Below are 25347 nucleotides of genomic sequence, written 5' to 3' on the forward strand. Positions count from 1 at the left end.
GCCGTCGTTGGTTGGGATGGATGTGGGCAACGGGGACCCTGGGGATCTCTCGGAGGAACGGGAACAGTGGGCAACAGAAAGCGCGTCGCCGAGCGACGGAAGACCAAACCCGCCGTGGTCGGCGGGATGATCGCCGTGGTGGTCGGCGGCGCCGGTTTCGGCGCCTACGCGCTGTACGGCGGCGGGGCGTCGGCCGACGACCGGTCGGCCTCGACGTCCGCGACCTCCGACCACAAGGCCGTCAAGACCGGCCCGCTGTCCGCGACCGAGGTCCAGACGGCGGCCGAGCGGTTCCTCACGGGCTGGCAGCAGGGCAAGGTGACGCAGGCCGCCGCGGCCACGAACGACCCGGCGGCGGCCACCACCCTGCTGACGGGCTTCACCAAGGACGCCCACATCACGGGCGCCACGCTCACCGAGGGCACCCGCACCGGCGACAAGGTCCCCTTCTCCGTCAGGGGCACGGTCTCCTACAAGGGCACCAAGCTGCCGCTCGCGTACCGGAGTGCGCTCACGGTCGTGCGCAAGAAGGAGGACGGCAAGCCGTACGTCGACTGGCACTCCGCCGTCGTCCACCCCGACCTGAGGGACGGCGACACCCTGGTCACCGGCGAGTCCGGGACGCCGCCGGTCAAGGCGTACGACCGCCACGGCGGCGAGCTGACGACCGCCAAGTACCCCTCGCTCGGCCCGGTCCTGGACGGTCTGCGCGAGAAGTACGGCAAGACCGCCGGCGGCAAGGCGGGCGTCGAGCTGGACGTGGTGCGTGGCAAGGCGTCGCAGAAGGCCAAGCTGTCCGACAAGACGCTGCTGACGCTGACCAAGGGCACGCCGGGCAAGGTGAACACGACGCTGAGCCCGACCTTCCAGGCCGCCGCCGAGAAGCAGGTCGCGGCGAAGGACAGCTCCTCGGTCGTCGTCATGCGTCCGTCCACCGGCGAGATCCTTGCCGTGGCGAACCACAGCCCCGGCTTCAACGTCGCCTTCCAGGGCTCCCTGGCCCCGGGCTCCACGATGAAGATCGTGACGTCGACGATGCTGTTCGAGAAGGACCTCGTCCACCCCGACCAGTCGCACCCCTGCCCCAAGACGTACAAGCTCGCGGGCTGGACGTTCCACAACGACGACAACTCCGAGATCAAGCAGGGCTCGTTCAAGCTGGCCTTCGGGGCCTCCTGCAACAACGCCTTCATCAACTTCGCGCCGAAGCTGTCCAACAGCGACCTGACGCAGGAGGCCCAGCAGGTCTACGGCCTCGGCCTGAACAACTGGGCCATCGGCGTCCCGACCTTCGACGGCTCGATCCCGGTGATGAGCGGCGCACAGATGGGTGCCTCGCTGATCGGACAGGGCGGGGTGCGGATGAACCCGCTGAACATGGCGTCGGTGGCGGCGACGGTCGAGACGGGCTCCTTCCACCAGCCGTACCTGGTCGCCCCGTCGGTGGACAAACGGACACTGGCGAAGGCCTCGCGCACGATGTCGTCGAAGACGCAGGCCGAGCTGAAGGAGGTCATGTCCTACACGGCCTCCTACGGCACGGCGGCCAAGGCGATGTCGGGTCTGAGCTCCGGCTGCGGCGCCAAGACGGGCTCCGCCGAGGTCGACGGCCAGAAGAAGCCGAACGGCTGGTTCACCGCCTACTGCGGCGACCTGGCCGCATCAGGCGTGGTCCAGGCGGGCGGCCACGGCGGCGACACCGCGGGCCCGATCGTGGCAGCACTGCTCAGGATGGGCGGTTGATCAGCGCCCCTGAAGGGGCGCGGGGAACCGCGCGACCAGCCACGACGGCGTGGCAGACGAACGACGGCACAGCTCACCGGGAGACAGGCGCCGCAGCCATATAGGTGCGGCGCAGAAACCGCAGCAGGGTCTTCGACTCGAACTGCACCACCGAGACACCGTCCGCCGAGTGGAACTCGACAACGGCCTGAACCCGGCCGCAAGGCCACACCCGCACCTCACCGCTGCCGGCCGGGGCGCGCAGGCCCTGTTCCAGCAGGGAACGGGAAAAACTCCACTCGTCCGCCCCGGGCAGTCCGACCCGCACCTCACGCGGGTCGACGTCGGGGTCGTAGCGCAGGACCACCGGGACGGTCTCGTCGTCCGGTACCGCCGCATCCGTGACCAGGTGGGCTCGTGCGTACTGCTCGACTACAGACATCGTGACGGCCCTCTCACGCTGCGTGCCCTGTGCGGAAACTGTGCATCCATCCCTTCCCAATGTCCCATATTTTCCCGAATATGCCCCCTGGCGTCGTACAACCCACACAGCGACGCACGAGCGCCTCGCTCTTGCAAGTAGTTCGCAACAAGGCACTATCATCGAACGGTGCATGTGCCTGACGGATTCATCAACGCCCCCGTCTCCGCCGCGGCCGGAGTCGTCGCCGCGGGCGTCGTCGCGGTGAGCCTGCGCGGCGCGCGCCGCGAGCTGGACGAGCGGACGGCGCCACTGGCCGGGCTGGTGGCGGCGTTCATCTTCGCGGTGCAGATGCTGAACTTCCCCGTCGCTGCGGGGACCAGCGGCCATCTGCTCGGCGGCGCGCTCGCCGCGATCCTCGTCGGCCCCTTCACCGGCGTCCTGTGCGTGTCCGTCGTCCTGCTGATGCAGGGCATCCTCTTCGCGGACGGCGGCCTGACCGCGCTCGGCGTGAACATCACCGACATGGCGATCGTCACGACGGTGGTCGGATACGCCGTCTTCCGGGGCCTGGTGAAGGTGCTCCCGCGCGGGCGGCGCTCGGTGACCGTGGCCTCCTTCGTCGCCGCGCTCCTCTCGGTCCCGGCCGCCGCGGTCTGCTTCACGCTGATCTACGCCGTCGGCGGCACCACGGACGTCTCCATCGGCAAGGTCGCCACCGCGATGATCGGCGTACACGTACTGATCGGGATCGGCGAGGCGGCGATCACGGGGCTGACAGTGGGTGCGGTGATCGCCGTACGCCCTGATCTCGTGTACGGCGCGCGCGGTCTGGAGCAGAAGCTCAAGCTGCGCGTGAACGGCGAGCTCGTGGACGCTCCCCCGTCCCGCCCGGCGCCCGTCGCGGCGCGCACCTCCCGCCGCACACTGTGGATCACCGGCCTGGTCACCTCCCTCGTGCTGGCCGGCTTCGTCAGCTTCTACGCCTCCTCGAACCCCGACGGGCTGATGAAGGTCGCCCACGACAAGGGCCTCGACAGCAGGGCACAGAAGCACGCGTCGGACGGCTCCCCGCTCGCCGGCTACGGCGTCAGGGACGTCGCGGACGCAGGCCTCTCCAAGGGCCTGGCGGGCGTGATCGGTGTCGGCGTGACCGTCGTCGCGGGCAGCACGGTGTTCTGGGTGGTGCGCAGGCGCCGCACGGCCGACGCCTCTCCCGTCGGCACGGGCGTCTGACGTGGGCGCCGGGCACGCACACAGGCTCTACCGGCACGGGCACTCCCCCGTGCACGCCCTGCCGCCGCACACCAAGCTCGCCGCCGCCTTCGCGTTCGTGGTGGTCGTGGTGTCCACGCCACGGGAGGCGATGTGGGCGTTCGGCCTGTACGCCGTACTCCTGGGCGTCGTCGCGCGGCTCGCTCGCGTGCCCGCCGGGTTCCTGCTCAAGCGGCTGCTGATCGAGGTGCCGTTCGTCGCGTTCGCGGTGCTGATGCCCTTCGTGGCGGAGGGCGAGCGGGTGGACGTCCTCGGACTGTCCCTGAGCGTGAACGGCCTGTGGGGCGCCTGGAACGTGCTCGCGAAGGGCACGCTGGGTGTCGCCGCCTCCGTACTCCTCGCATCCACGACCGAACTGCGCGAACTCCTCCTCGGCCTCCAGCGGTTGAAGCTCCCGCCGCTCCTCGTGCAGATCGCGTCCTTCATGATCCGCTACGGCGACGTCATCACGGACGAGATGCGGCGGATGCGGATCGCTCGGGAGTCCCGGGGCTTCGAGGCCCGGGGCGTCCGGCACTGGGGCGTGCTCGCCAAGTCGGCGGGCGCCCTGTTCATCCGCTCCTACGAGCGCGGGGAGCGCGTCCACCTGGCCATGGTCAGCCGCGGTTACGCCGGTTCGATGCCGGTGATCGACGAGGTGACCGCGGACCGGTCGCAGTGGTCGTACGCCCTCATGCTCCCGAGCGCGGCTCTCGTTGTGTGTTTGCTGGGATGGACCCTTTGAACCCTGCCCCAGCCAGCAGCAGGGGGATTCCTGGCTCAGGAAGCCCCACAGGTCAGCGACCTGCGAGGTCCTACTCCCGCAGCACCAGCCGGGACGGAACCTGCCCGGTCTTCACAGTGAACGCCAAAAGGAATGCGCATGCTTGGTTCTCGCAATGCACCGCTCGTGATCGGCGGCACCCGATCACGCGCTGGGATTCGGAGGGTTCGGTGACGTTCTCACTGGAAGTGACCGGCCTCGCCTTCGCCTACCCCGACGGCCACCAGGCCCTCTTCGGCGTCGACTTCTCCATCGGGCACGGCGAGCGGGTCGCGCTGCTCGGGCCGAACGGTGCAGGCAAGACGACCCTGGTGCTGCACCTCAACGGCATCCTGGCCGGCGGCGCGGGCTCGGTCACGGTCGCCGGACTGCCCGTCGGCAAGCGGCACATGGCGGAGATCCGCCGCAGGGTCGGCATCGTCTTCCAGGACCCGGACGACCAGCTGTTCATGCCGACGGTCCGCGAGGACGTGGCGTTCGGTCCCGCGGCGGCCGGGCTGAAGGGGCCGGAGCTGGAGGAGCGCGTCGACCGGGCGCTCGCGCGGGTCGGCATGGCCGAGTTCAAGGACCGGCCCCCGCACCACCTCTCCTTCGGGCAGCGGCGCCGGGTGGCCGTGGCGACCGTACTCGCCATGGAGCCGGAGATCCTCGTCCTGGACGAGCCGTCCTCCAACCTCGACCCGGCCTCCCGGCGCGAACTGGCCGACATCCTGCGCTCGTTGGACGTCACCGTCCTCATGGTCACGCACGACCTGCCGTACGCCCTGGAGCTGTGCCCGCGCTCCCTGATCCTCAGCGAGGGCGTGATCGCGGCGGACGGCAGGACGGCCGAGCTGCTCCTGGACGAGGACCTGATGCGTGCCCACCGGCTGGAGCTGCCCTTCGGTTTCGACCCGCGGTCCGTGACAATGGGCGCGTGACGAACGAGGACCATACGGCGACGGGCCCCGAGGGCTCGCTGCTGCTCGACGACCAGCTGTGTTTCGCGCTGTACGCGGCCCAGCGTGCGGTGACGTCCTCCTACCGCCCGCTCCTCGACGAACTCGGCCTCACCTACCCGCAGTACCTGGTGCTGCTCGTCCTGTGGGAGCGCGGCGAGATCGCGGTCAAGGAGCTGGCGACCGCGCTGCGGCTCGACTACGGCACGGTGTCGCCGCTGCTGAAGCGGCTGGAGGCGGCGGGCCTGGTGCGCCGGGAGCGCGCGGCGCACGACGAGCGCTCGGTGCTGGTCGCGTGCACGGGGCGCGGCGAGGAACTGCGGGAGCGCGCGGCGTGCGTACCGGGCGCGCTGCTCGCGGCGACGGGGCTCGAAGCACCGGAGGTCGCACGGCTGCGCGAGGAGCTCTGGCGGCTGGCGGCGAAGGCCGAAGCCGCCGCACACCCCTGATCTCGGGTTACTCCCGGTTGCCACCCCCTGGTCAGGACTGCTGACCTACCAGCCAGTACCTTGTGCACGATGTACTTGCGCGCACTTGTTCTGGGGGGCCAACCATGAGCGCCATGAACGACGAAGTCACGGACGCCGACACCCGGCCGACGAAAATCATGTACGTCGCCGAGGCGACCGCACACGGCGGCCGGGACGGCTACGTCACCAGCCAGGACGGCCAGCTCGAACTCAAGGTCGCGATGCCACCGGAGCTGGGCGGCGACGGCAACGGCACCAACCCGGAGCAGTTGTTCGCGGCCGGCTACAGCTCCTGCTTCCACAACGCGCTGGTGCTGGTCGGCCGCCGTTCCGGCTTCGACCTCACCGGTTCCACGGTCGCCGCGAAGGTCGGCATCGGCCCCAACAAGCAGCGCGGTTACGGCCTCGCGGTCGCCCTCAGCGTCTCCCTCCCGGTGCTGGACCAGGACGTCGCGGCGAAGCTGGTGGACGCGGCGCACGAGGTGTGCCCGTACTCGAACGCGACCCGCGGGAACATCGACGTGACGATTCTGCTTGGGTGAGTGGGGAGTACACACAGGCAGGAGGCGTACGGGCGTGGATGTGAACGGTGCGGTCGCCGAGGGCTTCGAGCCGGTCAGGGAAGCGTTCGTACGGAACTTCGAGGTGCTCGGGGACCGGGGCGCGGCCGTCGCCGTCTACCGTGACGGGCACAAGGTCGTCGACCTGTGGGGCGGCACGAAGGACGTCGACGGCACGGACCCCTGGCAGCGGGGCACCGCCCAGATCGTGCGTTCGGCGACCAAGGGTGTCGCCGCCGCCGTACTCCTGCTGCTCCAACAGCGCGGTGAGCTGGACCTGGACGCGCCGGTCGGCGACTACTGGCCCGAGTTCAAGGCGGCCGGCAAGGAGCGGACGCGGGTGTGGCACCTGCTCGCGCACCGCGCCGGAGTGCCCGTGCTGGACCGCCCGCTCACTCCCGCCCAGGCCGCCGACCCCGACCTCGGTGCCGAGGCGGTCGCGGCGCAGGCACCGGCCTGGGAGCCGGGCACCGACCACGGGTACCACGCGCAGACGTACAGCTGGCTGACGGGCGAGCTGGTGCGGCGGATCACGGGACGGGGCATCGGCGAGTGGATCGCGGACGAGATCGCGGGCCCCGTCGGAGCGGACCTGTGGCTCGGGCTGCCGGCGTCCGAGGCGGGACGGGTGGGCCGGGTGTCCCAGATCGACCCCCCGGCGAACCCGCACGGCCTGCGGACCCGCCCCAAGCGCGCGGTCTCCGAGGCCTACGCCGAACCCGGCTCCCTCACCCGCCGCGCCTTCGCCGCGATCACCCCGCTGCCCGACGAGAACGACCCCGCCTACCGCGCCGCCGCCCTGCCCGCCTCCAACGGCATCGCGACAGCCGAGGGGCTCGCGCGTTTCTACGCGTCGCTGATCGGCGAAGTGGACGGCGGCACAAGGCTGTTCACGCCGGAGACCATGGAGCTGGCCCGCACCGGACGCAGCGCGGGGCCGGACCGCGTGCTGGTGGTGGGCACCCGGTTCGGCCTCGGCTACATGCTGCACGGGGCAGCGTCCCCGCTCCTCTCCCCCACCTCCTTCGGCCACCCGGGCCGCGGCGGCGCCCTCGGCTTCGCCGACCCCGACACGGGCATGGCCTTCGGCTACGTGACGAACGCCTTCCGCAAGAGCGTGACGGCGGACCCACGGGCGCAGGCCTTGGTGAGGGCAGTGCGGGCCGCGCCCTGAAGCGGCGCGGGGCTGTGGCTGTATGCGGCTCCACGCGTGGGCGCGACCAGCCACGCCTGACCCGCAGACGCCCGACGGCAGGTCCCGGCAGCCCGGGGAGCGCGGCTCACACGTTGATGGAGTGCGAGGTCCGCCCCGACGCCGAGTCGATCTCCCCATGCGCCTTGGTGAGCAACTGCATGGCGAGCTCGTTCAGCGCCCGCGCACCGGCGATCTCCTCCCCCACCCGTGGCTGATTCGAGTCGGTGTGGTGGCGGCTCGCGTGCCCGTGGGCCTTCACCTCGGTCCCGTCGGACAGCCGCACCAGCGCGACCGCCCGCGTGTGCGTCTCGTCCTCCTGGAACTCCAGCTCTATGTGCCATCCCACTGCGGTGTGCATCATGACGATCACCTCCGGAAGACCTGCTTCCAGGGTGCTCCTACGGGCCCGCGGATGCACGCAGACCCCGGGCCGGTGTGACGTCGGCCCGGGGTCTCGCGGCGGCGCGGGGCCGGCTAGCCGTCGTTCTCCGCCGACGGCAGGTAGGCGCCCGGCACGTCCTCGGGCGCGTACACCTTGCCGTCACCGGGGTACGGCTTGGTCCAGTTGTGGGTCTGGTACCAGGTGTAGCGGTTCATCTGCTCGTTGTTGGCGTAGTCGGGCACGGCGTGCGGACCGGTCAGGCGCTGGTGGGAGGCCCAGGTCTTCCACTGCGCGGCGAGCTTCTGCTGGGCCTGCGGCACCGCGGCGGTCGTCGGCGCGAGCGCCGCCCTGGTGTCCTGCGGCGCCGGGGTGTCCGAGCCGCAGGTGGGCTGGGGGCTCACGCCGAGGGTCAGGGAGGTCCGGTTGGGGACCGCCGTGAACGGCGTGTTGTCCGGCCTCAGGGAGAACGCCCCGTACATCGGGGTGGCCGCGCTGTCGAGCTGGTTCATCGGGTGGACGCCGAGGATCTGCTCTATGGTGCGGATCATCGTCATCTGCGAGTAGTAGTGGCTGTCGACGGTGTCGTGCCTGGCCCAGGGGCTGATGATCTGGACCGGGGCGCGGTGGCCGTCGACGTGGTCGAGGCCGTTCTGGGAGTCGTCCTCGACGACGAAGATCGCCGAGTTCTTCCAGAACTTGCTGTGGGAGATCTCGTCGACCATCCGGCCGACCGCGAGGTCGTTGTCGGCGACCTCGGAAGCGGCGTTCGCCGGGCCGCCGGTGTGGTCGTTGGAGAACCAGAACATGTTCAGGTTCGCCGGGCCGTTCCTCTCGAAGTCCTGCTTCCAGATCTGTTCCTTGTAGATGTCCGGGACGTCGAGGTCGAACATCGGGAAGCCCTGGACGGACACCTTGTTGAGCGAGGGGATCGCCGAGCCGGTCTGGATGGGGTACTGGGTCTGCGCCCCGGTGGCTTCCATGTTCTTGCTGTCGCAGTACAGGTTCTGCCAGGTCGCGCCGGCCGGCTTGGTCTCCAGCGACTGGAACTCACCGAAGTCCTTGACCGACTTTCCGACCGCCTGCGCACCGCTCCAGATGAAGCCGGTCTTCTGGTGGCCGAGGGCGTCGTTCTCGGTGTCGTAGCTGCGCTGGTACTCGCCCGCGGAGGACTCGGTGTACTCCGGGTTGTCCGACTGCATCAGCCAGTTGTGGCCCTCGGCGGAGTTCGTACCCACGTCGTAGAAGTTGTCGTAGAGCCCGAACTGCTCGGCCAGCGCGTGCTGGTTGGGCGTCACGTTCTCGCCGAACGTCGTGAGCGAGGGGTCTCCGTCGCCCTGCGGCAGGTCGCCGTAGACCTGGTCGTACGTCCGGTTCTCCTTGACGAGCAGGAAGACGTGCTTGATCGTCGAGGGGTCGCCGAGCCGAAGCGGGACCGGCAGCGCCTTCCCCGAGGTCTTGCCGCCCGCCGTGGTGACCGAGCCGGGCGTCCAGCCGTTCTGCCTGAAGACCTTGGCGGTCTGGGCCTTGACGGTCTTGTCGTCCGGCAGCGTGAACTGCGTCAGGCTCGACGTCGTGTCGTGGGTGTTGTGGCCGGAGGCGGCGGTGGGGCGGCGGGCGTCGATGCCGCGGGTGTTGGAGACGACGATGTTCCTGCCGACGGTGGCGATCCCGGAGGGGAAGTAGTCCGTGGGGAGCAGGCCGACGTAGCGGGCCGGCTCCTGTGGGGACTTGTACCGGTAGACGGCGACCGCGTTGGCCCGGCCGAGCGTCACCAGCAGACGGTTGTCGTCGGTGAGGGTCACCGCGTTGGGCTCGTAGCCGACCTTCGCCTCGGGCCACGGCTGGGTGGCGATGGTCTGTACGACCTTGTCCTTGGCCGTGCTGATGACCGAGACGCTGTTGTCGGCGGTGTTGGTGACGAACACCGCGCCCTTGTTCGCGTACACCGCGGTCGGGTGCAGGCCGACGTCGATGCTGCCGACGGCGGCGGACGGGTCCGCCGTGTCGATGACGCTGACGGTGCCGGTGGTTGCGGCGCCGGTGTCCGGGTCGGCGGGTACCTGGGTGCCGTAGGAGTTGATCGTGGTGTCGCCGTCCTTGGCCGGGCGGCCGCCCTCGTTGCTGACGTAGAGCTTGCCGCCGACCAGGGCGATGCCCCGGGGGGCGTTGCCGACTGCCCAGCTCTGCTTGACGGTTCCGGTCGCCGCGTCGATGGCGACGACCCGGTTCTGGCCGTTGACCGCGGAGTAGACGGTGGAGCCGTCGGCCGAGAACACCGCGGCGCCCACGAGGGCGTGCTTGGTGCCGTCGGCCGCGATCGGGACGGTCACCGGGCTGGAGAGGGTGCCGTCGGCGCCCACGGTGAACTTGGTGTAGCCGTCGGTCTGGCCCAGCCACAGCTGTGTGCCGTCGGGCGAGTACGTCGGGCCCTCCTGGCCGACGGAGCCGTTCTTGATGCGCAGGTCGTCCGCCACGTTGGTGCCGACCTTCTGGATCACCTGCCCGCTCGCGAGGTCCATGACGACCAGCGACGCGTCACCGTCGGCGACCGAGGCGGCGAGCCGGCTGCCGTCCGGGCTGACCGTCGACGACATGATCTTGCCGTCGTTGATGACGGTGCGGCTGCCGTACGGCTTGATGTACTGGTCGCTGGCGATGACCTGGCCGTTCGCGGTCTCGTCGGCGACCTGCTGGGTGCCGAACTGCCACGTCGACGCGACGGCGGTGCCCGTGACGCCGAGGGCGACCGCGATGCCCGCCGTGACCAGCACGGCGCGGCGGCCGACGCGTCTGCCGAAGAGGTTGACCTGATTCTTCTCGTTGATCCGGCGCTGGCGTGTGACCTGCACGGAGCTGTCCCTTCAGTGGACCAATCAGTGGAACCTTCGTTGGAACCTTCAGTGGGGGGTGAGCAACTCGACGTTGCCGTCGAACTGCCAAAGCGGATTCGGGGCGTCACCGGTCGAAGTCCGCAGCAGGAAGTAGCCGTTGACTTCCTTCGGACCGTCGCCGTCGGCCACGAACCGCCCGTCTGAGGTGATGTCGAGCTGGTAGACCGCCGTCCCGGGGACCGGGACCCCGGGCAGATCCCAGGTCACGACGCACCGCCAGTCGTTGCCCGCACCCTCCTGGGCCGCCTGGCCGTCGCTCTTGGTGCAGGCCGCCGAGGACCGCAGCTGCGCCTCGGTGACGGCGGGACGGTGCAGCTGCCGGGTCTGCATGCGGTAGAGATGGGCGAACGCCGTGGCCACCGACCGCTGGACCTTGTCCTGCTCGATGCCGGAACCGGTCGACGGGGTCGCCACGGCGACCACTGCGACGGTGCCGGCGGTCAGTGCCGCCAGGGGCAGCAGCCCGACGGTGATCGCGCGGCGCCCCGCACCGTCGTAGGCGAGGTTGGTGAAGTCGCGCCGCAGGAACAGCAGATACGCCAGCACGGTCGCGAGCACGGCCCACACCAGGCTGACCGCGACGCCGATCAGGAGAGGCGCGATCTGTGCCGGGCTGGTGAACAGGCCGTTCCAGGCGATGAAGGCGTAGCCGGGCAGGGCGAGGCGCACGGCGACGGGCAGCGGCAGCATCTGGGCGACCGACATCGCGAGCGCGACGATCGGGGGCAGCAGCAGCCCCATCGGGGACCGCCCCAGCGCGACCGACCCGAGCAGTCCGATCGCGGCGAGGGCCAGGGTCGGCGCGAGGGCCGCGGCCCAGGCGAGCAGGACCCGGCCGGCCGCGTCCCCGGGCGCCAGCAGGTGGCCGTCGAGGCCGACCAGCGGCTGGTTGCCGACCGACACCAGCCCGCCGGCCGCGCCGGACACGGCCAGCCCGGCCACCAGCAGCAGGATGACGCTGAGGCTGGCCAGGGACTTCGCCACGAAGATCCGTCGCGGCGACCGTACGGCGACCAGCAGATACCGCCAGGTGCCGAGCCGGTCCTCGGCGGCGAACACGTCACCGGCGACGACCGAGGAAAGCAGCGGCAGCGCGTAGGTGCCCGCGAACCCGAGCATCACCAGGGGTCCCGCCCACCCCGTGGCGTGCATCCAGCGCCCGAAGAGCGTGTCGGAGGGCAGCGTGCTCTGCTGACCGACACCCGCGACGAACAGGGCGGGAGCGATCCAGCACGCAAGCACCAGCAGCCGGATCCGCCACTGCGAGACCAGCTTGACCAGTTCGAAGCGGTAGCCGCGCGAGACGGGGACGCGGCGGGCACTGACAACCTTGTCGTCGGCGACGGTCGCGGTCATCGGCCGGCCTCCTGCTGCTCGGTGAGGTCGAGGAACGCGGCCTCCAGCGGCGATATGACGGGCGCGAGCTCGCGCACCGCGACGCCCGAGCGCACGAGGTTCGCCACCAGTTCGTCGAGCGCGGGCACCAGGGCGCGGACGACGAGCAGTTCGTCGTCCTGCCGTACCCCGGCGTCGTCGACGACCCGGATCCCGTTCGTGCCGTCGGCCAGCCGTCGCGCGGCCTGCGGATCGGAGGTCCGTACCCGGTAGTCGAGTTCACGGTTCTCGGCGGCCAGCTTGCCCAGCGGGCCGGAGAAGACGACCCGTCCGGTGGCGAGGATGGTGACCTCGGAGCACAGTGCCTCCAGGTCGTCCATACGGTGGCTGGACAGCACGACGGCGGTCCCGTCCGCGGCGAGCCGCGCAAGGACACCGTGCACGTGCCGTTTCCCGGCCGGATCAAGGCCGTTGGAGGGTTCGTCGAGCACGAGCAGCCGGGGTCTGGTGAGCAGGGCGGCGGCGAGCCCGAGCCGCTGCCGCATGCCGAGCGAGAAGCCGCGCGCCTTGTCGTCGGCGACGGCGGTGAGCCCGACCTGGTCGAGCACGTCGTCGATGCCCGCGGTGCGCGCGTCCGCGCCGCGCAGCCGGGCCAGCGCGGCGAGGTTCTGCCGGGCGGTGAGCGAGGGATAGAGACCGGGTCCGTCGACGAACCCGGCGACACCCTCGGGAGCGTCGAAGGCCCGCCCCACCGGCGTCCCCAGGATCTCGAGCCGCCCGCTGTCGGCGACGGCCAGACCCAGCAGCAGACCGAGCAGCGTCGTCTTGCCGGCGCCGTTCGGACCGACCAGGCCGTGGATCTGCCCCTGCGTCACATCCAGGTCGACACCGTCGAGCGCGACGACATCGCCGAAGCACTTGGTGATCCCGCGAGCCGCAACCGCGTGGAGCGTCCCCATGGGCCCCCCTTCTCCCGATGTCCGCAGGAACCATAGGGACACCACACAACCCAGGCACAGACGCCGAGTTGAACCCCCGTGAAACGGATCGTCAAGGCGTAGGCAAGTCGCACGCACGAACACCGACATGAATCGGACACGGGGGGTGCGGGACGCGAATCGCGCTACGGTGCAGCACCCGCCCCAAAGGGGCGCGGGGAACTGCGCGATCAGCCAAGACGAAGCAGACGACCGCGTCGCGGCACCGCCCCAAAGGGGCGCGGGTAACTGCGCGACCGGCCACGACGGCGCCGCATACGCTCGCCTGCCAAGCCGGGCGCTCAGCCGGCCCGCAGCATCAGCCCGATCCCCGCCACCAACAACACCGCCGCCGCGATCCGCGGCGCCCCGAACCGTTCCTTGAAGAACACCGCCCCTATGGCCGCCCCCACGATGATCGACGACTCACGCAGCGCGGCGATCGGCGCCAGTTCGGCCTTGGTCTGGGCCCACAGGACCAGGCCGTACGCGGCGACGGACATGGCCCCGCCGAGGAGGCCCACGCCCGCGAACGGCCGCAGAACGGCGAGGAACTCACCCCGCCAGCGGGTCAGCGCGTACACCGGGATCGCGAACCCCTCCACCGCCATCAGCCAGGCGATGTACCCGAGGGACGAGCCGGACGCCCGCACCCCCAGCCCGTCGACGACCGTGTACGCGGCGATGGTCAGCCCCGTGGCGAGCGCCGCGCCGATCGCCGCCCAGTTGGGCCGGCTGCCGCGCAACCCCCACAGGGCGACACCGGTCAGGCCCGCGCAGGACAGGGTGATTCCGGCGGCCGCCCACCCGTTCGGCACCTCGTGCGCGAACACGGCGGCGAGCAGCGTGACGACCAGGGGCGCGGTGCCGCGGGCGATCGGGTACGCCTGCCCGAAGTCGCCGAGCCGGAAGGACCGCATGAGCAGCACGTAGTAGGCGAGGTGGATGAAGGCGGAGAAGGCGAGATACGGCCAGGCCCCGGCCGCCGGGACGGGGACGAACGGCACCATCGCCAGCCCGATCAGCATGCCGCCGCCCGCGATCAGCGTGAACCCGACCAGCTTGTCCGTGATGCGGTGGGCTATCGCGTTCCAGCCGGCGTGGGTGACCGCGGCGCACAGGACGGCCGTGGCGACCAGCGGCGTCACGAGCCGAGCTCGCGCACGTCCACGAGGGTGGCTCCGGCGCGGGTGACGAGTTCCTTGGGCTCCATGGGGAACACGGCGTGCGGATTCCCCGCCGCGGCCCACACCACGTCATGCTCCAGCAGCGAACGATCGGCGAGCACCCGGGTCCTCGTACGGTGCCCGAAGGGCGGCACACCCCCGATCGCGTACCCGGTGGTCTCCCGTACGACGTCCGCCTTGGCCCGCGTCACCTTCTCGGCGCCGAGTTCCTCCCGCACCCGCTCGACGTCCACCCGGGACGCCCCGTCCATCAGCACCAGCACCGGAACCCCGTCCGCCGCGAAGATCAGCGACTTGCAGATCTCGCTCAGCTCACACCCGATCGCGGCGGCGGCCTCGGCGGCGGTGCGGGTGGCGTCCGGGAAGCGGCGGGTACGGGTGTGCAGGTCGTCGAGTCCCAGTTCGCTCAGGGCGGCGGCGAAACGGGGGTTGGCTCCGGAGCTGTCGGTGGCATCGGCGGTCGTCATGAACGGCACGCTAGCGCTGCGTGTACGTGGCACGCGACCGAGTTGTCCCCTGCGTGGGGTCAGTGTGTGGAGACGTGGCTGAGGAAGTTCTCCCACGTGGTGGGCGCCACCGCGAGGTGGGCGGTGTCGGGGGTCTTGGAGTCCCGGATGTGGATGGTGGCGGAGGTGATGGCTATCTCGACGCAATCGTTGCCATCGCTGCTGTCGCTGTAGCTGCTCTTGAACCAGTGGAGTTCCGGGGTGCTCATAGTTCTCCCAGCGCTTGCTCGATGAATGCCAGAGACTCCTCTGGCGTTAGCGCCTGAGCTCGGATGATGCCATAACGCAGCTCCATGATCCGGAGTTGCCTCGGATCAGAGACCGGACGGCCGCCGAAGCCGCCGTCGGTACGGCCGGCCCCCGTGCCGTCGCTGAACTTCAACACCTGAATCCGGCCGCCCGTCCCGGGGTGGTTCGCGCGGGAGGTCGGCATCACCTGAAGTTCCACGAACGGCAACCGGGCCACCTCCAGCAGATGTTCGAGCTGTCGACGCAGCACCATTGTGCCGCCGATAGGGCGCCGCAGCGTCACCTCTTCCTGGACAAAGCCGAGTTCCGGTGCCGGCGAGCGCTCGAAGATGCGCTTGCGAGCCATACGCGCAGCCACCATGCGCTCCAGCTCATCCGGGGAGTAAGCAGGTCGCCACGTCGCAAGCAGCGCCCGCGTGTGTTCCTCGGTCTGCAGCAGCCCATGGATGTTGTGGTTGCCGTACATCAGCAACTCGACGGCCCGCTCCTCCAGATCTGCCAGCTCCCGTACCTTCTTCGGGTACCGGGCTTTCTTCATGTCCTCCATGAACGCCTTGAGGTGCCCGCCCGCCCGCAGCACCCCGTCCGCCTTGTCCAGGAACTCCGGCCGAGGAATCCGCTGCCCGCGCTCCATCTTCCGGATCATGTCCTCGCCATAGCGCATGACATCGGCGAAATCCGCGACCCTCATTCCCGCCGCTTCGCGGCACAGCCTGAGCAGCCGTCCCACGGCCTCCACCAACGGCGCGATCTCGTCCCCCGGCTGAACATCCCAACCCGCCTCGTCCGCAACCTCGTTCATGCCCCACCTCCAACGCGCTTCCGTACCCGATCAACCCCCGAGACAGCCAAGACAGCACGAGACAAAGCCGAGACAGTCACGCTACGCACAGGCAACATCACTCACCCACCGAAGCAGAACCGGCCACGCTGAGTGACATGAATCAAGAAGCCGCCGAGCTGCGCCCCCAACTCGACAGCCCCATCCGCAACTTCAGCGTCCGTCTGTCCCCCACACCACTCGGCGCCCGCCTCGCCCGACTCCTCGCGGAGGAACAACTGCACACATGGGGGCTTCCGTTGGAGAGTGCGGCGCACATCGTTGCCGAGCTGGCGGCCAACGCCGCGACACACGGCCGCGTACCGGGAAGGGACTTCCGCCTGACCCTCTACGTCGTCGGGAGCACCCTCCGTATCGAGGTGACGGACACCCGCCCCGATCGTCTCCCTCGCCCCGCGTCGGCAGACCCCGCGTCCGAGTCGGGCCGCGGCCTGCTCCTGGTGGACGCGCTCGCGGACCGGTGGGGCGTCGCTCCGGGGCCGTATCCACGGAAAACCGTCTGGGCGGAGCTGCGCGTGCCGGTGATCGCCGACGCCGGTCTTGCCCGGGGACGGCAGACCGGGCTCTGATACAAGTGTCGAATGGCGGTGAGCACGATAAACCCGAGGAAACTGCTGGGCAGGGTGCCGGTGACGGCGGTTGCGGCGATCGCGGGGTTCCCGGCGGCGCTGCTCGGGCTGTTCGTGGCCGCGGTGGTGCCCAGCGGCTGGGCGTTCGCCGTGTTCGCGGCCGCGGACTACCTCGCCGAGCCCAAGGCACTGCGCCGGATCGCAGGCTCCATGCAGCCCCTCGGCCAGGTGTGCCTGAGCGTCACGGCGGGGTCGCTACTGCGGGGCGCGGCGGCGCTCGTGCTGCTGGCACGGCTGGGGGACGGCCGGACGGGCGCGTTCGTCCTGACCGCCCTCGGCTTCCTGGCGCTCCAGGCGCTGCGCGGCGGTTACGCGGGAGTGCTGCTGTTCGTCTGGTGGTGCCGGCGGCTGCCGGTGTTGACCCGGAACGTGGATCTGTCCGCGCTGCGGATCCCCGACGCGCCGCCGCGGCTGCTGATGGACCTCCACCGGGGGCCGCTCGCGCTCGTGGACCTGCCGCTGGTCGCCGGGGCGGCCGTCGCGGCGGCGGCCGGGGCGGAGTGGGCGGCGCTCGGCGCGGGGACCGCGGTGCTCGCCGCTCTGGCCACCGCCGCGTGGCTGGCCCTGCACGCCTGGCGGGGACGGCATCTGGCCGCGAAGGGCAAGGTGCTGCGCGCGGTGAACGAGCAGGTGGAGGCGTACCGTCCCGAGGTCGTCGTGTACTTCTCCGGCGCCCTGGAATCGGCGTACCAGCTGAACGGCTGGCTGCCGGTGCTCGACCGGCTACGGCGGCAGGTGGTCGTCGTGCTGCGCGAGCGCGAGATGCTCACCCGGCTCGATCCGACGTCCCGGCCCGTGGTGTGCCTGCCGCTGGGCAAGGACCTGACCGCCTTCCGGCTGCCCGAGGCGCAGGTGGCGCTGTTCGTGGCCAACGCCGCCAACAACACCCACCTGCTGCGGCTGCCGGAGTTCCGGAGCGTCTACCTCGGTCACGGCGACAGCGACAAGCCCACCAGCTCCAATCCGTTCACCAAGGTGTACGACGAGGTGTGGGTGGCGGGGCCCGCCGGGCGCGAACGTTACGCGCGCTCGGGGTCCGGCGTGTCCGACGCCGACGTCGTCGAGGTCGGCCGCCCGTCGCTGGGGCGGCTGGAGGCCGCCCGCGGCACTTCCTCGTCGCCGATGCCGACCGTGCTCTACGCGCCCACCTGGGAGGGCTTCCACGGCGACCCGGGTGCGGCGACGTCACTGACCGACATGGGGCCGCGGATCGTGAAGGCCCTGCTGGAGCGGGAGCCGCCGGTCCGCCTGGTCTACCGGCCGCACCCGCTGACCGGCACCCTGGACCCCCGGGCGCGCGCGGCGCACGCCGAGATCCTCACGATGATCGACGCCGCGAACACCGCCCGGGACGCCCGCGAGGAGTTCCGGCGGCAGGACACGCGGGAACAGGCCGCGCAGGCGTCCCGGCTCCCGGAGCTCGCCCGCCGCCTCGACGGGCTGCGCCGGCCCGCACGCGGGGACGAGGCGCAGGCCGCGCGGGACGCCGGAGTGTCCGAAGAGCCGCCCTCGGCTGCCTGGGAGTCGGCACTGGCGGAGTGGAACGAGGCGTACTGGGCGGCCGAGGGCTGGTGGCGCCACCGCGTGACGGGCGGCTCCCGACCGGGCCTGTACGACTGCTTCGACCACGCCGACCTGCTCATCGCCGACGTGTCCGGCGTCGTCACCGACTACCTGGCCACCGGCAAGCCGTACGCCGTCGCCAACCCCGCAGACCTCGCCCCCGAGACGTTCCGCGACCACTACCCGGCCGCCCGGGCCGCCCACCTCATCGCCCCCGACCTGACCGGCCTCGACGACCTCCTCGACCGCCTGGCCCACGACGGCACCGACCCACTGGCCGAGGAACGGCAGCACCTGCGCACCTACCTGCTGGGCGCGGGCACCAAGGACCCCCTGGCCCCCTTCGAACAGGCCCTGGACGCCCTCCTGACCCGTTCAGCGAAGTCGCGTACGGTTCGGCAGCTCCCCTAGGGGCGCGGGGCCGTGTCGGAATGCGGCTCCGCCGCGTGGGCGCGACCAGCCACGACGAGCCGGCAGACAATCGACGGCCCATCACTTCTCACCGAGAAACACCCGCCGCACAACCCGCTCAGCCGCATGCCCGTCGTCAAACGTGCAGAACCGGCGCCGGAACGCGGCGCGCAACTCACCCGCCGCGCCGGAGGCGACCGCCCCGGAGCGGAACACCTCAATGAGCTGCTCCTCGCTCTCCGCGACGGCCCCGGGCGGCTCGGCCATCAGGTCGAAGGTGACGCCCCGGGTGGCCCGGTACGTCTCCCAGTCGGGGGCGTAGACGACGATCGGCCGGTCGAGGCAGGCGTAGTCGAACATGATCGACGAGTAGTCGGTCACCAGCACATCGGCCGCCAGGCACAGGTCCTCGACGACCGGGTACGACGAGAGGTCGACGACCCGGGCGGCGCCCTCCGCCCGCCTCTCTGCGCCCGTCCTCGCGCCTTCGGCGTCGTAATAGTGGGAGCGCAGCATCAGCACATGATCCGGCCCGAGGGCGGCCGCCAGGCGGGACGGATCCGGCAGCGGACCGGCGCCCCCGTACTCCCGGAACGTCGGGGCGTACAGCACGGCGGTCTGGCCGGGCTCGATGCCCAGGCCGGCGCGGATGGCGGCGATCTCCTGCGGGCCGGTGCGGAAGTAACGGTCGTTGCGCGGATAGCCGGTCTCCAGCAGCTCGTAGCTGCCGGGGTAGACGCGCGGCCACACCTCGGAGGAGTGCGGGTTGGCCGACAGCAGGAAGTCCCAGCGGGCGGAGTGCTCACGCAGCCGCGTGAAGTTCATCCCCTGGGCACCGACCGGATAGTGCTGCTGGTCCAGGCCCATGGCCTTCAGCGGGGTCCCGTGCAGCGTCTGGACATGCACCGAGCCGCGGCGCTTGGACACGGTGTGCGGGAAGTTGACGTTGTTGACCAGGTATTTCGCCCGCGCCAGGACGCGCAGGGAGCGCAGCGAACCTTCCACGGCATGGTCCACCCCGGCGGGCAGAGAGGCGACCGCGTCCTTGCGGACCACCCACACCCCGTGGATGTCCGGGGCGAGTTCGCGGGCCGCCTCGTAGATGGCGCGGGGGTTGCACGAGTAGCTGCGGTACCAGTACGCCGCGTAGACGGCGAGCCTGTCGTCGACGGGGAGGCGCTTGTACGCCTCGTAGCAGAGGAGGGCCGGCAGGGCACGGGCCCGCCGCGTCGCCGTCCGGGCCGCGCCGACCGCTCCGCGCACGCCCCGGCGGGCCTTCAGGCGCAGCCGGTTGACCGGGCGCAGCGCGGCGAACAGCCGGTAGTCGCCGCGCTCGACCAGGCGGAACTTCACGCCTCGGGCGCCGGGCGGGTAGGTGTGATCCGCGGGCCGGAAGCGGGCGAAGTGCTCGGCCATCCGGCGAAAGAACTCCCGCTGCCGGGCCGCCGGGACCCGGCCGGGTTCGTCGATGATGGTCGTGTAGTGCCAGATCGCCCGGTCGAACAGCTGGGCGCGGAACTCCTCGGCCGCCGCGCCCCGGTCGTCCAGGAAGGCGAAGACCTTCTCGTACTGGCCGAACACGTCGAAGTGGCGGTCGCTGACGGTGGTGGTGATCGCGCCCGTGCGCCTCTCGCGGTAGAGGTAGCAGACCCGGTCCAGCAGCGATATTCGCCCCGCGGCCACCAGGATCGGGTAGGTGACCGGCAGGTCCTCGTACAGCCCCTGCCCGAAGCGCACGCCCAGACCGGTCAGGAAGTCACGGCGGATCGCCTTGTTCCACGCGGTCATCATCAGCTCGAGCACACTGGGCCTGCTCCGCAGCTCGAACGCCTCGGGCGGCGGCGGATCACGCAGCAGGTGCGCGCGGGGAGCGGGCTCGACCCCGCCCTCGGGGAGCAGTCGTGCGTAGTCGAAGAAGAGCACGTCAGGTCGGGTCGCGGTCAGTCTCTCGGCTATCGCGGCCAGCGATTCGTCGGCGATCAGGTCGTCGCTGTCGACGAACCAGACGTATTCCCCGCGAGCAAGTTCCAGCCCCGCGTTACGGGCTTCGCCGAGCCCGCCGTTGCGTTCCAGATGCACGACCCTGATCCGCGTATCCCTGCCCGCGTACTCGTCGAGGATCGCCCCGCACCCGTCGGGCGAGGCATCGTCCACCGCGATCACCTCGAAGGAGGAGAACGACTGCCCGAGCATCGAATCCAGACAGGGACGTAGATACTCCTCCACCCCGTACACCGGGAGAACGAGGCTGATCAGCACCTGGGACGGCTCCACGCATGACCTCCGGCCGACTGCGGGCGGCTAGCTCTACTGCGGAACGAAGCTACTACAACCTGTAGGAGGTATCGCGCCGGGCAAGGCGCCTCCCACCCCACGGGCACAGTTGTTCCACACAGTAACGTCGCCTTCCCGGGCCTCGCCCTTTCATGGCGCCCATGGCCGCGCCGTTGCAGGCTGTCCCCAGGTCGAACTCTCCGCGAGTGCGCACACACGGGAGGCGATGTGGGCCCCGACAGACGGGAAACTCCGCGGCACGGGACGGAGGACGGCTCGGCGCTGCACCGTAGGACCTTCCTGGAGGCCTGCGCGGGCGCGGGACTCGTCACGGCGGCGGCCGGTGCCTGCGGCCGTTCTCATGCCGCCCACGACACCCGGGCGGCGACGGCCGCGCACCGGCCCGAGGCGGAACGGGACCGCCCGGGGACACCCGACTGGCGCATCCGCTCCCTGGGCCCGGCGACGGCGGTCGTGGGGTACGCCGACCGGGTGAGTGTGACACCGGGTGAGGCGTGCGTAACGGCCCATTCCCCTCTGGTCCGCAACGGAAGCCGCAGCAACAGCGACTCGGCGTACTACACCGCCCCAAGCGGCGCCGGCGTCTTGGCGACCGGCACCTTGCGATGGGTGGAAGCCCTGATGGCCGAAACCCCCGACCGGGGCCGGGACCACGGTCTGGACGCCCGCACCCGCACCTTCGTCACCCGCACGACGGAGAACCTCCTGCACGCCTTCGCGCAAGGCCCCGCCGCCCGCCACCGTCCGGCACCGCGCCCGAACGTGACGGAGCTGAAGCGACCGTCAGACCCCGAACGTCACCTGCTTCGCCTCCGTCACCGCCGCCGTGCGCCCCGGTGCCGAGTGGTACTGCCAGTACAGGTTCGTGTGGGCGATGACCTGGTCCGGCGTCGGGGCGCCCCACTTGCTGTTGTCGTTCGTGGTGTGCGCGTCGGCGACCAGCGTGACGTCGTAGCCCCGTACGAACGCGCCGTGGATCGTGGAGCGTATGCAGGCGTCCGTCTCCGCGCCCGTCACGACGAGATGGCCGACTCCGGCCGCGGCGAGGACCTGCTCCAGGTCCGTGCCCTCGAAGGAGTCGCCGTGGTTCTTGTGCACCAGCGGTTCCGCGTCGCGGCGGGGCAGTTCGGAGACGTACTGCCAGTCGTCGCTGCCCTGCTTGAGTCCCTCGTCGGAGTGCTGGACCCAGACGACCGGCACGTCCGCGGCGCGGGCCTTGTCGACGAGGGCGGCGATGGTGGCGACGACGGCGTCCCGCTCGTGCGCGGACGCCACGACGCCCTGCTGGACGTCGATCACCAGCAGGGCGGTGTGGGGGCGTTCCTGAAGAGTGGTCATGCCGCCACGTTAGGCGGCGGCACTGACACTGATGCGCGATGACGCCTCCGACGGCCGTGGCGGCGTTCTTCTGCGTGCTGTCGTCGAGAACGGCTCCCGCACCGGCGCTCGCGGCCAGACCCGCGGCGAAGCAGCCCCACAGCAGGACGTCGACGAGGAACTTCTTGACGGCGGCGAGGGGGGAGCGCATGGCGTGTTCCTTACGGGGGAGGGGGCTGCGGGGATGTCCCGCGATCTGCCCTCGACGATCCCGTCCGGCGCCTTCCGCAAACGAGGGAGCGGCCTCCCGAACCCATGGTGTAGCGCACTACACCATGCGGGCCGGAAGGCCGCCCACCACCGGCCGGAACGTCAGGCCCGCACCAGCTCCCGGTCCTCGTCCGGGTCCTTGCGGCGGTCGTCGCCGAGGGTCTTCAGTCCCTCGCCCTCGACGTCCACGTCGGGCACCGCCCGGTCCAGCCACTTCGGCAGCCACCAGGCCTTCTTGCCGAGCAGGCCGAGGACCGCCGGGACGATCGCCATCCGCACGATGAAGGCGTCGAAGAACACCGCGATCGCGAGGCCGAAACCGATCATCTTGATCATGGACTCGCTGGAGGTGATGAAGCCTCCGAAGACCGCGATCATGATGGCCGCGGCGGCCGCCACGACCCGTGCGCTGTGCCGGAAGCCGGTCACCACGGCCTGGCCCGGGGTCTCGCCGTGGACGTACGCCTCGCGCATCCGGGTCACGAGGAACACCTCGTAGTCCATCGCGAGACCGAAGACCACGCCCACCATGAAGATCGGCATCATCGACATGATCGGCCCGGTCTGCTCGACGCCCAGCAGGCCGCCGAGCCAGCCCCACTGGAAGACCGCCACCACGGCGCCGAGCGCGGCGAGCACGCTGAGCAGGAAGCCGAGGGCCGCCTTCAGCGGGACCAGGATGGAGCGGAAGACCGCGATCAGGAGGAGGAAGGCGAGGCCGACCACCAGGCCCAGATACGGGATCAGGGCGTCGTTGAGCTTCTGTGAGAAGTCGATGTTCATCGCGGTGGTGCCGGTGACCAGCACCTTCGCTCCCGTGTCGGCCTTGACTCCGGCGCCCTGGTCACGGATGGCGTGCACCAGGTCCTCGGTCTGCACCGAGGACGGCTTCGAGCCCGGGATCACGGTGATCGTCGCGGTGTCGCCGGCCTTGTTGAACACCGCCGGGGTCACCGTGACGACGTCCTTGAGGCCCTTGATCCCGTCGGTCACCTTGTCGGCCGCCGCCTTGGGGGCGTCGCTGCCCTTGGCGTCGACCACGATCATCAGGGGGCCGTTGAAGCCCGGTCCGAAGCCCTCCGAGAGGAGGTCGTAGGCACGGCGCTGCGTCGTGGACGTCGGCTGCGAACCGTCGTCGGGCAGGCCCAGCTCCAGCTGGGTGGCCGGGACGGCGATCGTCCCCAGACCGACCACACCGAGCAGCAGCACGGCGGCCGGACGGCGGATGACGAAGCTCGCCCAACGGGCGCCCAGACCGGGCTTCTCGGGGGTTCCTTCCGCGCTCTTGCGGCGCTTCTCGCCCGCCGCCTTGACCTTCCTGCCCGCGTAGCCCAGCAGCGCCGGGATCATCGTCAGTGCGATGAGGACGGACACGACGACCGTACCGGCCGCCGCGAGGCCCATCTTCGTCAGCATCGGCACGTTGACGACCGACAGGCCCGCCAGGGCGATCACGACCGTGAGGCCCGCGAATACCACCGCCGAGCCGGCGGTACCGGCGGCGCGTCCGACCGCCTCCTCGCGGGAGCGGCCCTCGGCGAGTTCGCCGCGGTAGCGGGAGACGATGAACAGCGCGTAGTCGATGCCGACCGCGAGACCGATCATCAGGGCGAGGGTGGAGGTGGTGTCGCCCAGGTCGAGCGCCTTGGCGAGAACGGTGATGGTGGAGACGCCGATACCGACGCCGATGATCGCCGTCAGAAGCGGCAGTCCGGCCGCGACCAGCGAGCCCAGCGTGATGACGAGGACGACCGCGGCGATGGCGAGGCCGACGGCCTCACCGGCCGCTCCCGGCTCGGCCCCGGCCTGCAGCGCGTCACCGCCGATCTCGACGGTCAGCCCGGCGTCGCGCGCGTCCTGCGCGGCCCCCTTCAGGGCCTCCCGCGAGGCGTCCTTGAGCTCCATCCCGGAGACCTTGTACTTCACGGACGCGTAGGCGACCGTGCCGTTCTTGCTGACGGCGTGCGCCTGGTAGGGGTCGGCGACGGAGACGACCTCGGAGCCGTCGGCCAGCCCCTTCACCGCCTTCTCGACGGTCGCCTTGTTGGCGGCGTCGGTCATCTTCTCGCCCGCGGGCGCCTTGAAGACGACGCGTCCGGTGGCGCCGTCGGCACTCATCCCGGGGAAGCGCTGTTCCAGCAGGTCGAAGGCCTTCTGCGCCTCGGTGCCGGGTATCGAGAAGGAGGTGGAGCCGGCGGCGGGGGCACTGGCGGCGCCGACCCCCGCGAGGGTCAGCAGCGCCACCCAGAACAGGGCGACGAAGTGCCGTCGCCTGAAGGCGAACCGGCCGAGTTTGTAGAGGAACGTGGCCACGGAGGCGTACTCCCGGTCAGGTCGTGGGGTGATTCAGGGCAGGGGTGATCGCCCAGCGGGGAGGCAGGGGTGATCGTCCCGACGACTTGAGCGGTGACGTCAGGTGTGCGAGGAAACGCGGGGAGGCGTCAGGCGCAGAGGGCGGGGAGGACGACTGCGTCGATGTACGAAAGGAGGTAGTCCTGCGTCGGCGGCAGCTCATCGATCATCGTGCGGGCGGCGAAACCACCGATCATCATGTGGATCATGTAGTCGACCGCAGGGTTGTCCGGGCGGACCTCGCCCCGGTCGATCGCCCGCTGAAGGACACGGCGGAACTCCGCCATCTCCGGCTCGATCAGATGCTCCTTGAACGCCTTCAGGAGATCCGGGTTGCTGTGGATCGCCATGGCCAGACCCCGCATGAGCGCGGAGTTCTGCTCCATCTCGCAGTCGTCCGACCGCATCGTGAGGGCATGCAGATCGCCCCGGAGGGACCCGGTGTCGATCTCGCCGAGGGCCAGGCCGCCCGGCTTGTTGTGCCGCACCGCCTTCGCGACCAGCTCGGCCTTGCCACCCCACTGGCGGTAGAGCGTCGCCTTGCTGGACTTGGTGCGGGCCGCCACGGCGTCCATGGTGACCGCGTCGTAGCCCACTTCCCTGAGCAGGTCGAGCACGGCCTCGTACAACTCGGCCTCACGCTCCGGCGTGATCCGACTGCGACGCGCCGTTGCGACCTCAGTCATGCCACTCACCTTCCCGCTCGGGATGCGCTGACCACGCGCGTTCTCCGTACGTTCACGAAGATACCCTGTGCGCATGCGAAACGAAACCGTTTCGTACGTGCGCTGGCTCACG

22 protein-coding genes are annotated in these 25347 nt (G+C 70.6%); 9 read left to right on the forward strand and 13 right to left on the reverse strand.

Going from position 1 to position 25347, the window contains the following annotated elements; translation table 11 throughout:
* Window positions 1-66 precede the first annotated feature (66 nt).
* The gene (locus LJ657_RS18355; protein WP_232649693.1) at window positions 67-1743 is read left to right on the forward strand and encodes a penicillin-binding transpeptidase domain-containing protein; all 1677 of its coding nucleotides are present in this window, start codon (window positions 67-69) and stop codon (window positions 1741-1743) included.
* Window positions 1744-1816: 73 nt separating this feature from the next.
* Here the strand turns inward: LJ657_RS18355 and LJ657_RS18360 are convergent, their stop codons facing one another.
* Window positions 1817-2164, reverse strand: a complete 348-nt coding sequence (locus LJ657_RS18360) for an SsgA family sporulation/cell division regulator (RefSeq protein ID WP_232649694.1) — start codon at window positions 2162-2164, stop codon at window positions 1817-1819.
* A 168-nt stretch (window positions 2165-2332) separates the two neighbouring features.
* Between LJ657_RS18360 and LJ657_RS18365 the strand changes: the two genes are divergently transcribed.
* From LJ657_RS18365 to LJ657_RS18390, 6 genes are all read left to right on the forward strand, one after another.
* A complete protein-coding gene (locus LJ657_RS18365; protein ID WP_232649695.1) occupies window positions 2333-3379 on the forward strand; it encodes an energy-coupling factor ABC transporter permease in 1047 nt (348 codons plus the stop codon).
* A 1-nt stretch (window position 3380) separates the two neighbouring features.
* Window positions 3381-4142, forward strand: coding sequence for a cobalt ECF transporter T component CbiQ (gene cbiQ / locus LJ657_RS18370; protein ID WP_232649696.1), 762 nt, complete (start codon window positions 3381-3383; stop codon window positions 4140-4142).
* Between the two features lie 209 nt (window positions 4143-4351).
* Window positions 4352-5101: an energy-coupling factor ABC transporter ATP-binding protein gene (locus LJ657_RS18375; protein ID WP_232649697.1), complete on the forward strand. Its 750-nt coding sequence runs from the start codon at window positions 4352-4354 to the stop codon at window positions 5099-5101.
* Window positions 5098-5568 carry a MarR family winged helix-turn-helix transcriptional regulator gene (locus LJ657_RS18380; RefSeq protein WP_232649698.1) on the forward strand — a complete coding sequence of 157 codons (471 nt, stop codon included), beginning with the start codon at window positions 5098-5100 and terminating at the stop codon, window positions 5566-5568. Before LJ657_RS18375 ends, LJ657_RS18380 begins: the two co-directional genes overlap by 4 nt.
* A 113-nt stretch (window positions 5569-5681) precedes the next feature.
* A complete protein-coding gene (locus LJ657_RS18385; protein WP_232649699.1) occupies window positions 5682-6131 on the forward strand; it encodes an organic hydroperoxide resistance protein in 450 nt (149 codons plus the stop codon).
* Between the two features lie 34 nt (window positions 6132-6165).
* Window positions 6166-7323 carry a serine hydrolase domain-containing protein gene (locus tag LJ657_RS18390; protein WP_232649700.1) on the forward strand — a complete coding sequence of 386 codons (1158 nt, stop codon included), beginning with the start codon at window positions 6166-6168 and terminating at the stop codon, window positions 7321-7323.
* Between the two features lie 106 nt (window positions 7324-7429).
* On the opposite strand, the gene LJ657_RS18395 is transcribed toward LJ657_RS18390, so the two are convergent.
* The 8 genes from LJ657_RS18395 to LJ657_RS18430 form a co-directional block, all read right to left on the reverse strand.
* Complete coding sequence (locus LJ657_RS18395) at window positions 7430-7705, reverse strand: DUF1876 domain-containing protein (RefSeq protein WP_232649701.1); 276 nt, start codon at window positions 7703-7705, stop codon at window positions 7430-7432.
* A gap of 113 nt (window positions 7706-7818) precedes the next feature.
* Window positions 7819-10575 (reverse strand): bifunctional YncE family protein/alkaline phosphatase family protein, encoded by a 2757-nt coding sequence (locus LJ657_RS18400; protein WP_232649702.1) that lies wholly within the window; start codon window positions 10573-10575, stop codon window positions 7819-7821.
* A gap of 48 nt (window positions 10576-10623) precedes the next feature.
* Window positions 10624-11973 carry an ABC transporter permease gene (locus LJ657_RS18405; protein ID WP_232649703.1) on the reverse strand — a complete coding sequence of 450 codons (1350 nt, stop codon included), beginning with the start codon at window positions 11971-11973 and terminating at the stop codon, window positions 10624-10626.
* Window positions 11970-12911 (reverse strand): ABC transporter ATP-binding protein, encoded by a 942-nt coding sequence (locus LJ657_RS18410; RefSeq protein ID WP_232649704.1) that lies wholly within the window; start codon window positions 12909-12911, stop codon window positions 11970-11972. Before LJ657_RS18410 ends, LJ657_RS18405 begins: the two co-directional genes overlap by 4 nt.
* A 320-nt stretch (window positions 12912-13231) precedes the next feature.
* A complete protein-coding gene (locus LJ657_RS18415; RefSeq protein ID WP_232649705.1) occupies window positions 13232-14077 on the reverse strand; it encodes an EamA family transporter in 846 nt (281 codons plus the stop codon).
* On the reverse strand, window positions 14074-14583 hold the full coding sequence (locus LJ657_RS18420) for a YbaK/EbsC family protein (protein WP_232649706.1): 510 nt from the start codon (window positions 14581-14583) through the stop codon (window positions 14074-14076). The genes LJ657_RS18415 and LJ657_RS18420 overlap by 4 nt, the downstream gene beginning before the upstream one ends.
* 59 nt (window positions 14584-14642) lie before the next feature.
* A complete protein-coding gene (locus LJ657_RS18425; protein ID WP_232649707.1) occupies window positions 14643-14831 on the reverse strand; it encodes a DUF397 domain-containing protein in 189 nt (62 codons plus the stop codon).
* Complete coding sequence (locus LJ657_RS18430; RefSeq protein ID WP_232649708.1) at window positions 14828-15673, reverse strand: helix-turn-helix domain-containing protein; 846 nt, start codon at window positions 15671-15673, stop codon at window positions 14828-14830. The genes LJ657_RS18425 and LJ657_RS18430 overlap by 4 nt, the downstream gene beginning before the upstream one ends.
* 137 nt (window positions 15674-15810) lie before the next feature.
* On the opposite strand from LJ657_RS18430, the gene LJ657_RS18435 reads away from it, so the two are divergent.
* Both LJ657_RS18435 and LJ657_RS18440 read left to right on the forward strand, forming a co-directional pair.
* Complete coding sequence (locus tag LJ657_RS18435) at window positions 15811-16281, forward strand: ATP-binding protein (protein ID WP_232649709.1); 471 nt, start codon at window positions 15811-15813, stop codon at window positions 16279-16281.
* An 18-nt stretch (window positions 16282-16299) separates the two neighbouring features.
* Entirely contained in the window at window positions 16300-18315 is a 2016-nt protein-coding gene (locus LJ657_RS18440) for a hypothetical protein (RefSeq protein WP_232649710.1), read from the forward strand.
* An 81-nt stretch (window positions 18316-18396) separates the two neighbouring features.
* Here the strand turns inward: LJ657_RS18440 and LJ657_RS18445 are convergent, their stop codons facing one another.
* From LJ657_RS18445 to LJ657_RS18465, 4 genes are all read right to left on the reverse strand, one after another.
* Complete coding sequence (locus LJ657_RS18445; protein WP_232649711.1) at window positions 18397-20589, reverse strand: bifunctional glycosyltransferase/CDP-glycerol:glycerophosphate glycerophosphotransferase; 2193 nt, start codon at window positions 20587-20589, stop codon at window positions 18397-18399.
* A gap of 804 nt (window positions 20590-21393) precedes the next feature.
* Window positions 21394-21948, reverse strand: coding sequence for a cysteine hydrolase family protein (locus LJ657_RS18455; RefSeq protein ID WP_232649712.1), 555 nt, complete (start codon window positions 21946-21948; stop codon window positions 21394-21396).
* 351 nt (window positions 21949-22299) lie between these two features.
* Window positions 22300-24510 carry an MMPL family transporter gene (locus LJ657_RS18460; RefSeq protein ID WP_232649713.1) on the reverse strand — a complete coding sequence of 737 codons (2211 nt, stop codon included), beginning with the start codon at window positions 24508-24510 and terminating at the stop codon, window positions 22300-22302.
* 128 nt (window positions 24511-24638) lie between these two features.
* Window positions 24639-25235, reverse strand: coding sequence for a TetR/AcrR family transcriptional regulator (locus tag LJ657_RS18465; RefSeq protein ID WP_232649714.1), 597 nt, complete (start codon window positions 25233-25235; stop codon window positions 24639-24641).
* Window positions 25236-25347: the final 112 nt, after the last annotated feature.

Origin of the sequence: Streptomyces guryensis (genome assembly GCF_021261325.1) — a bacterium.
GTDB lineage: Bacteria > Actinomycetota > Actinomycetes > Streptomycetales > Streptomycetaceae > Streptomyces > Streptomyces guryensis.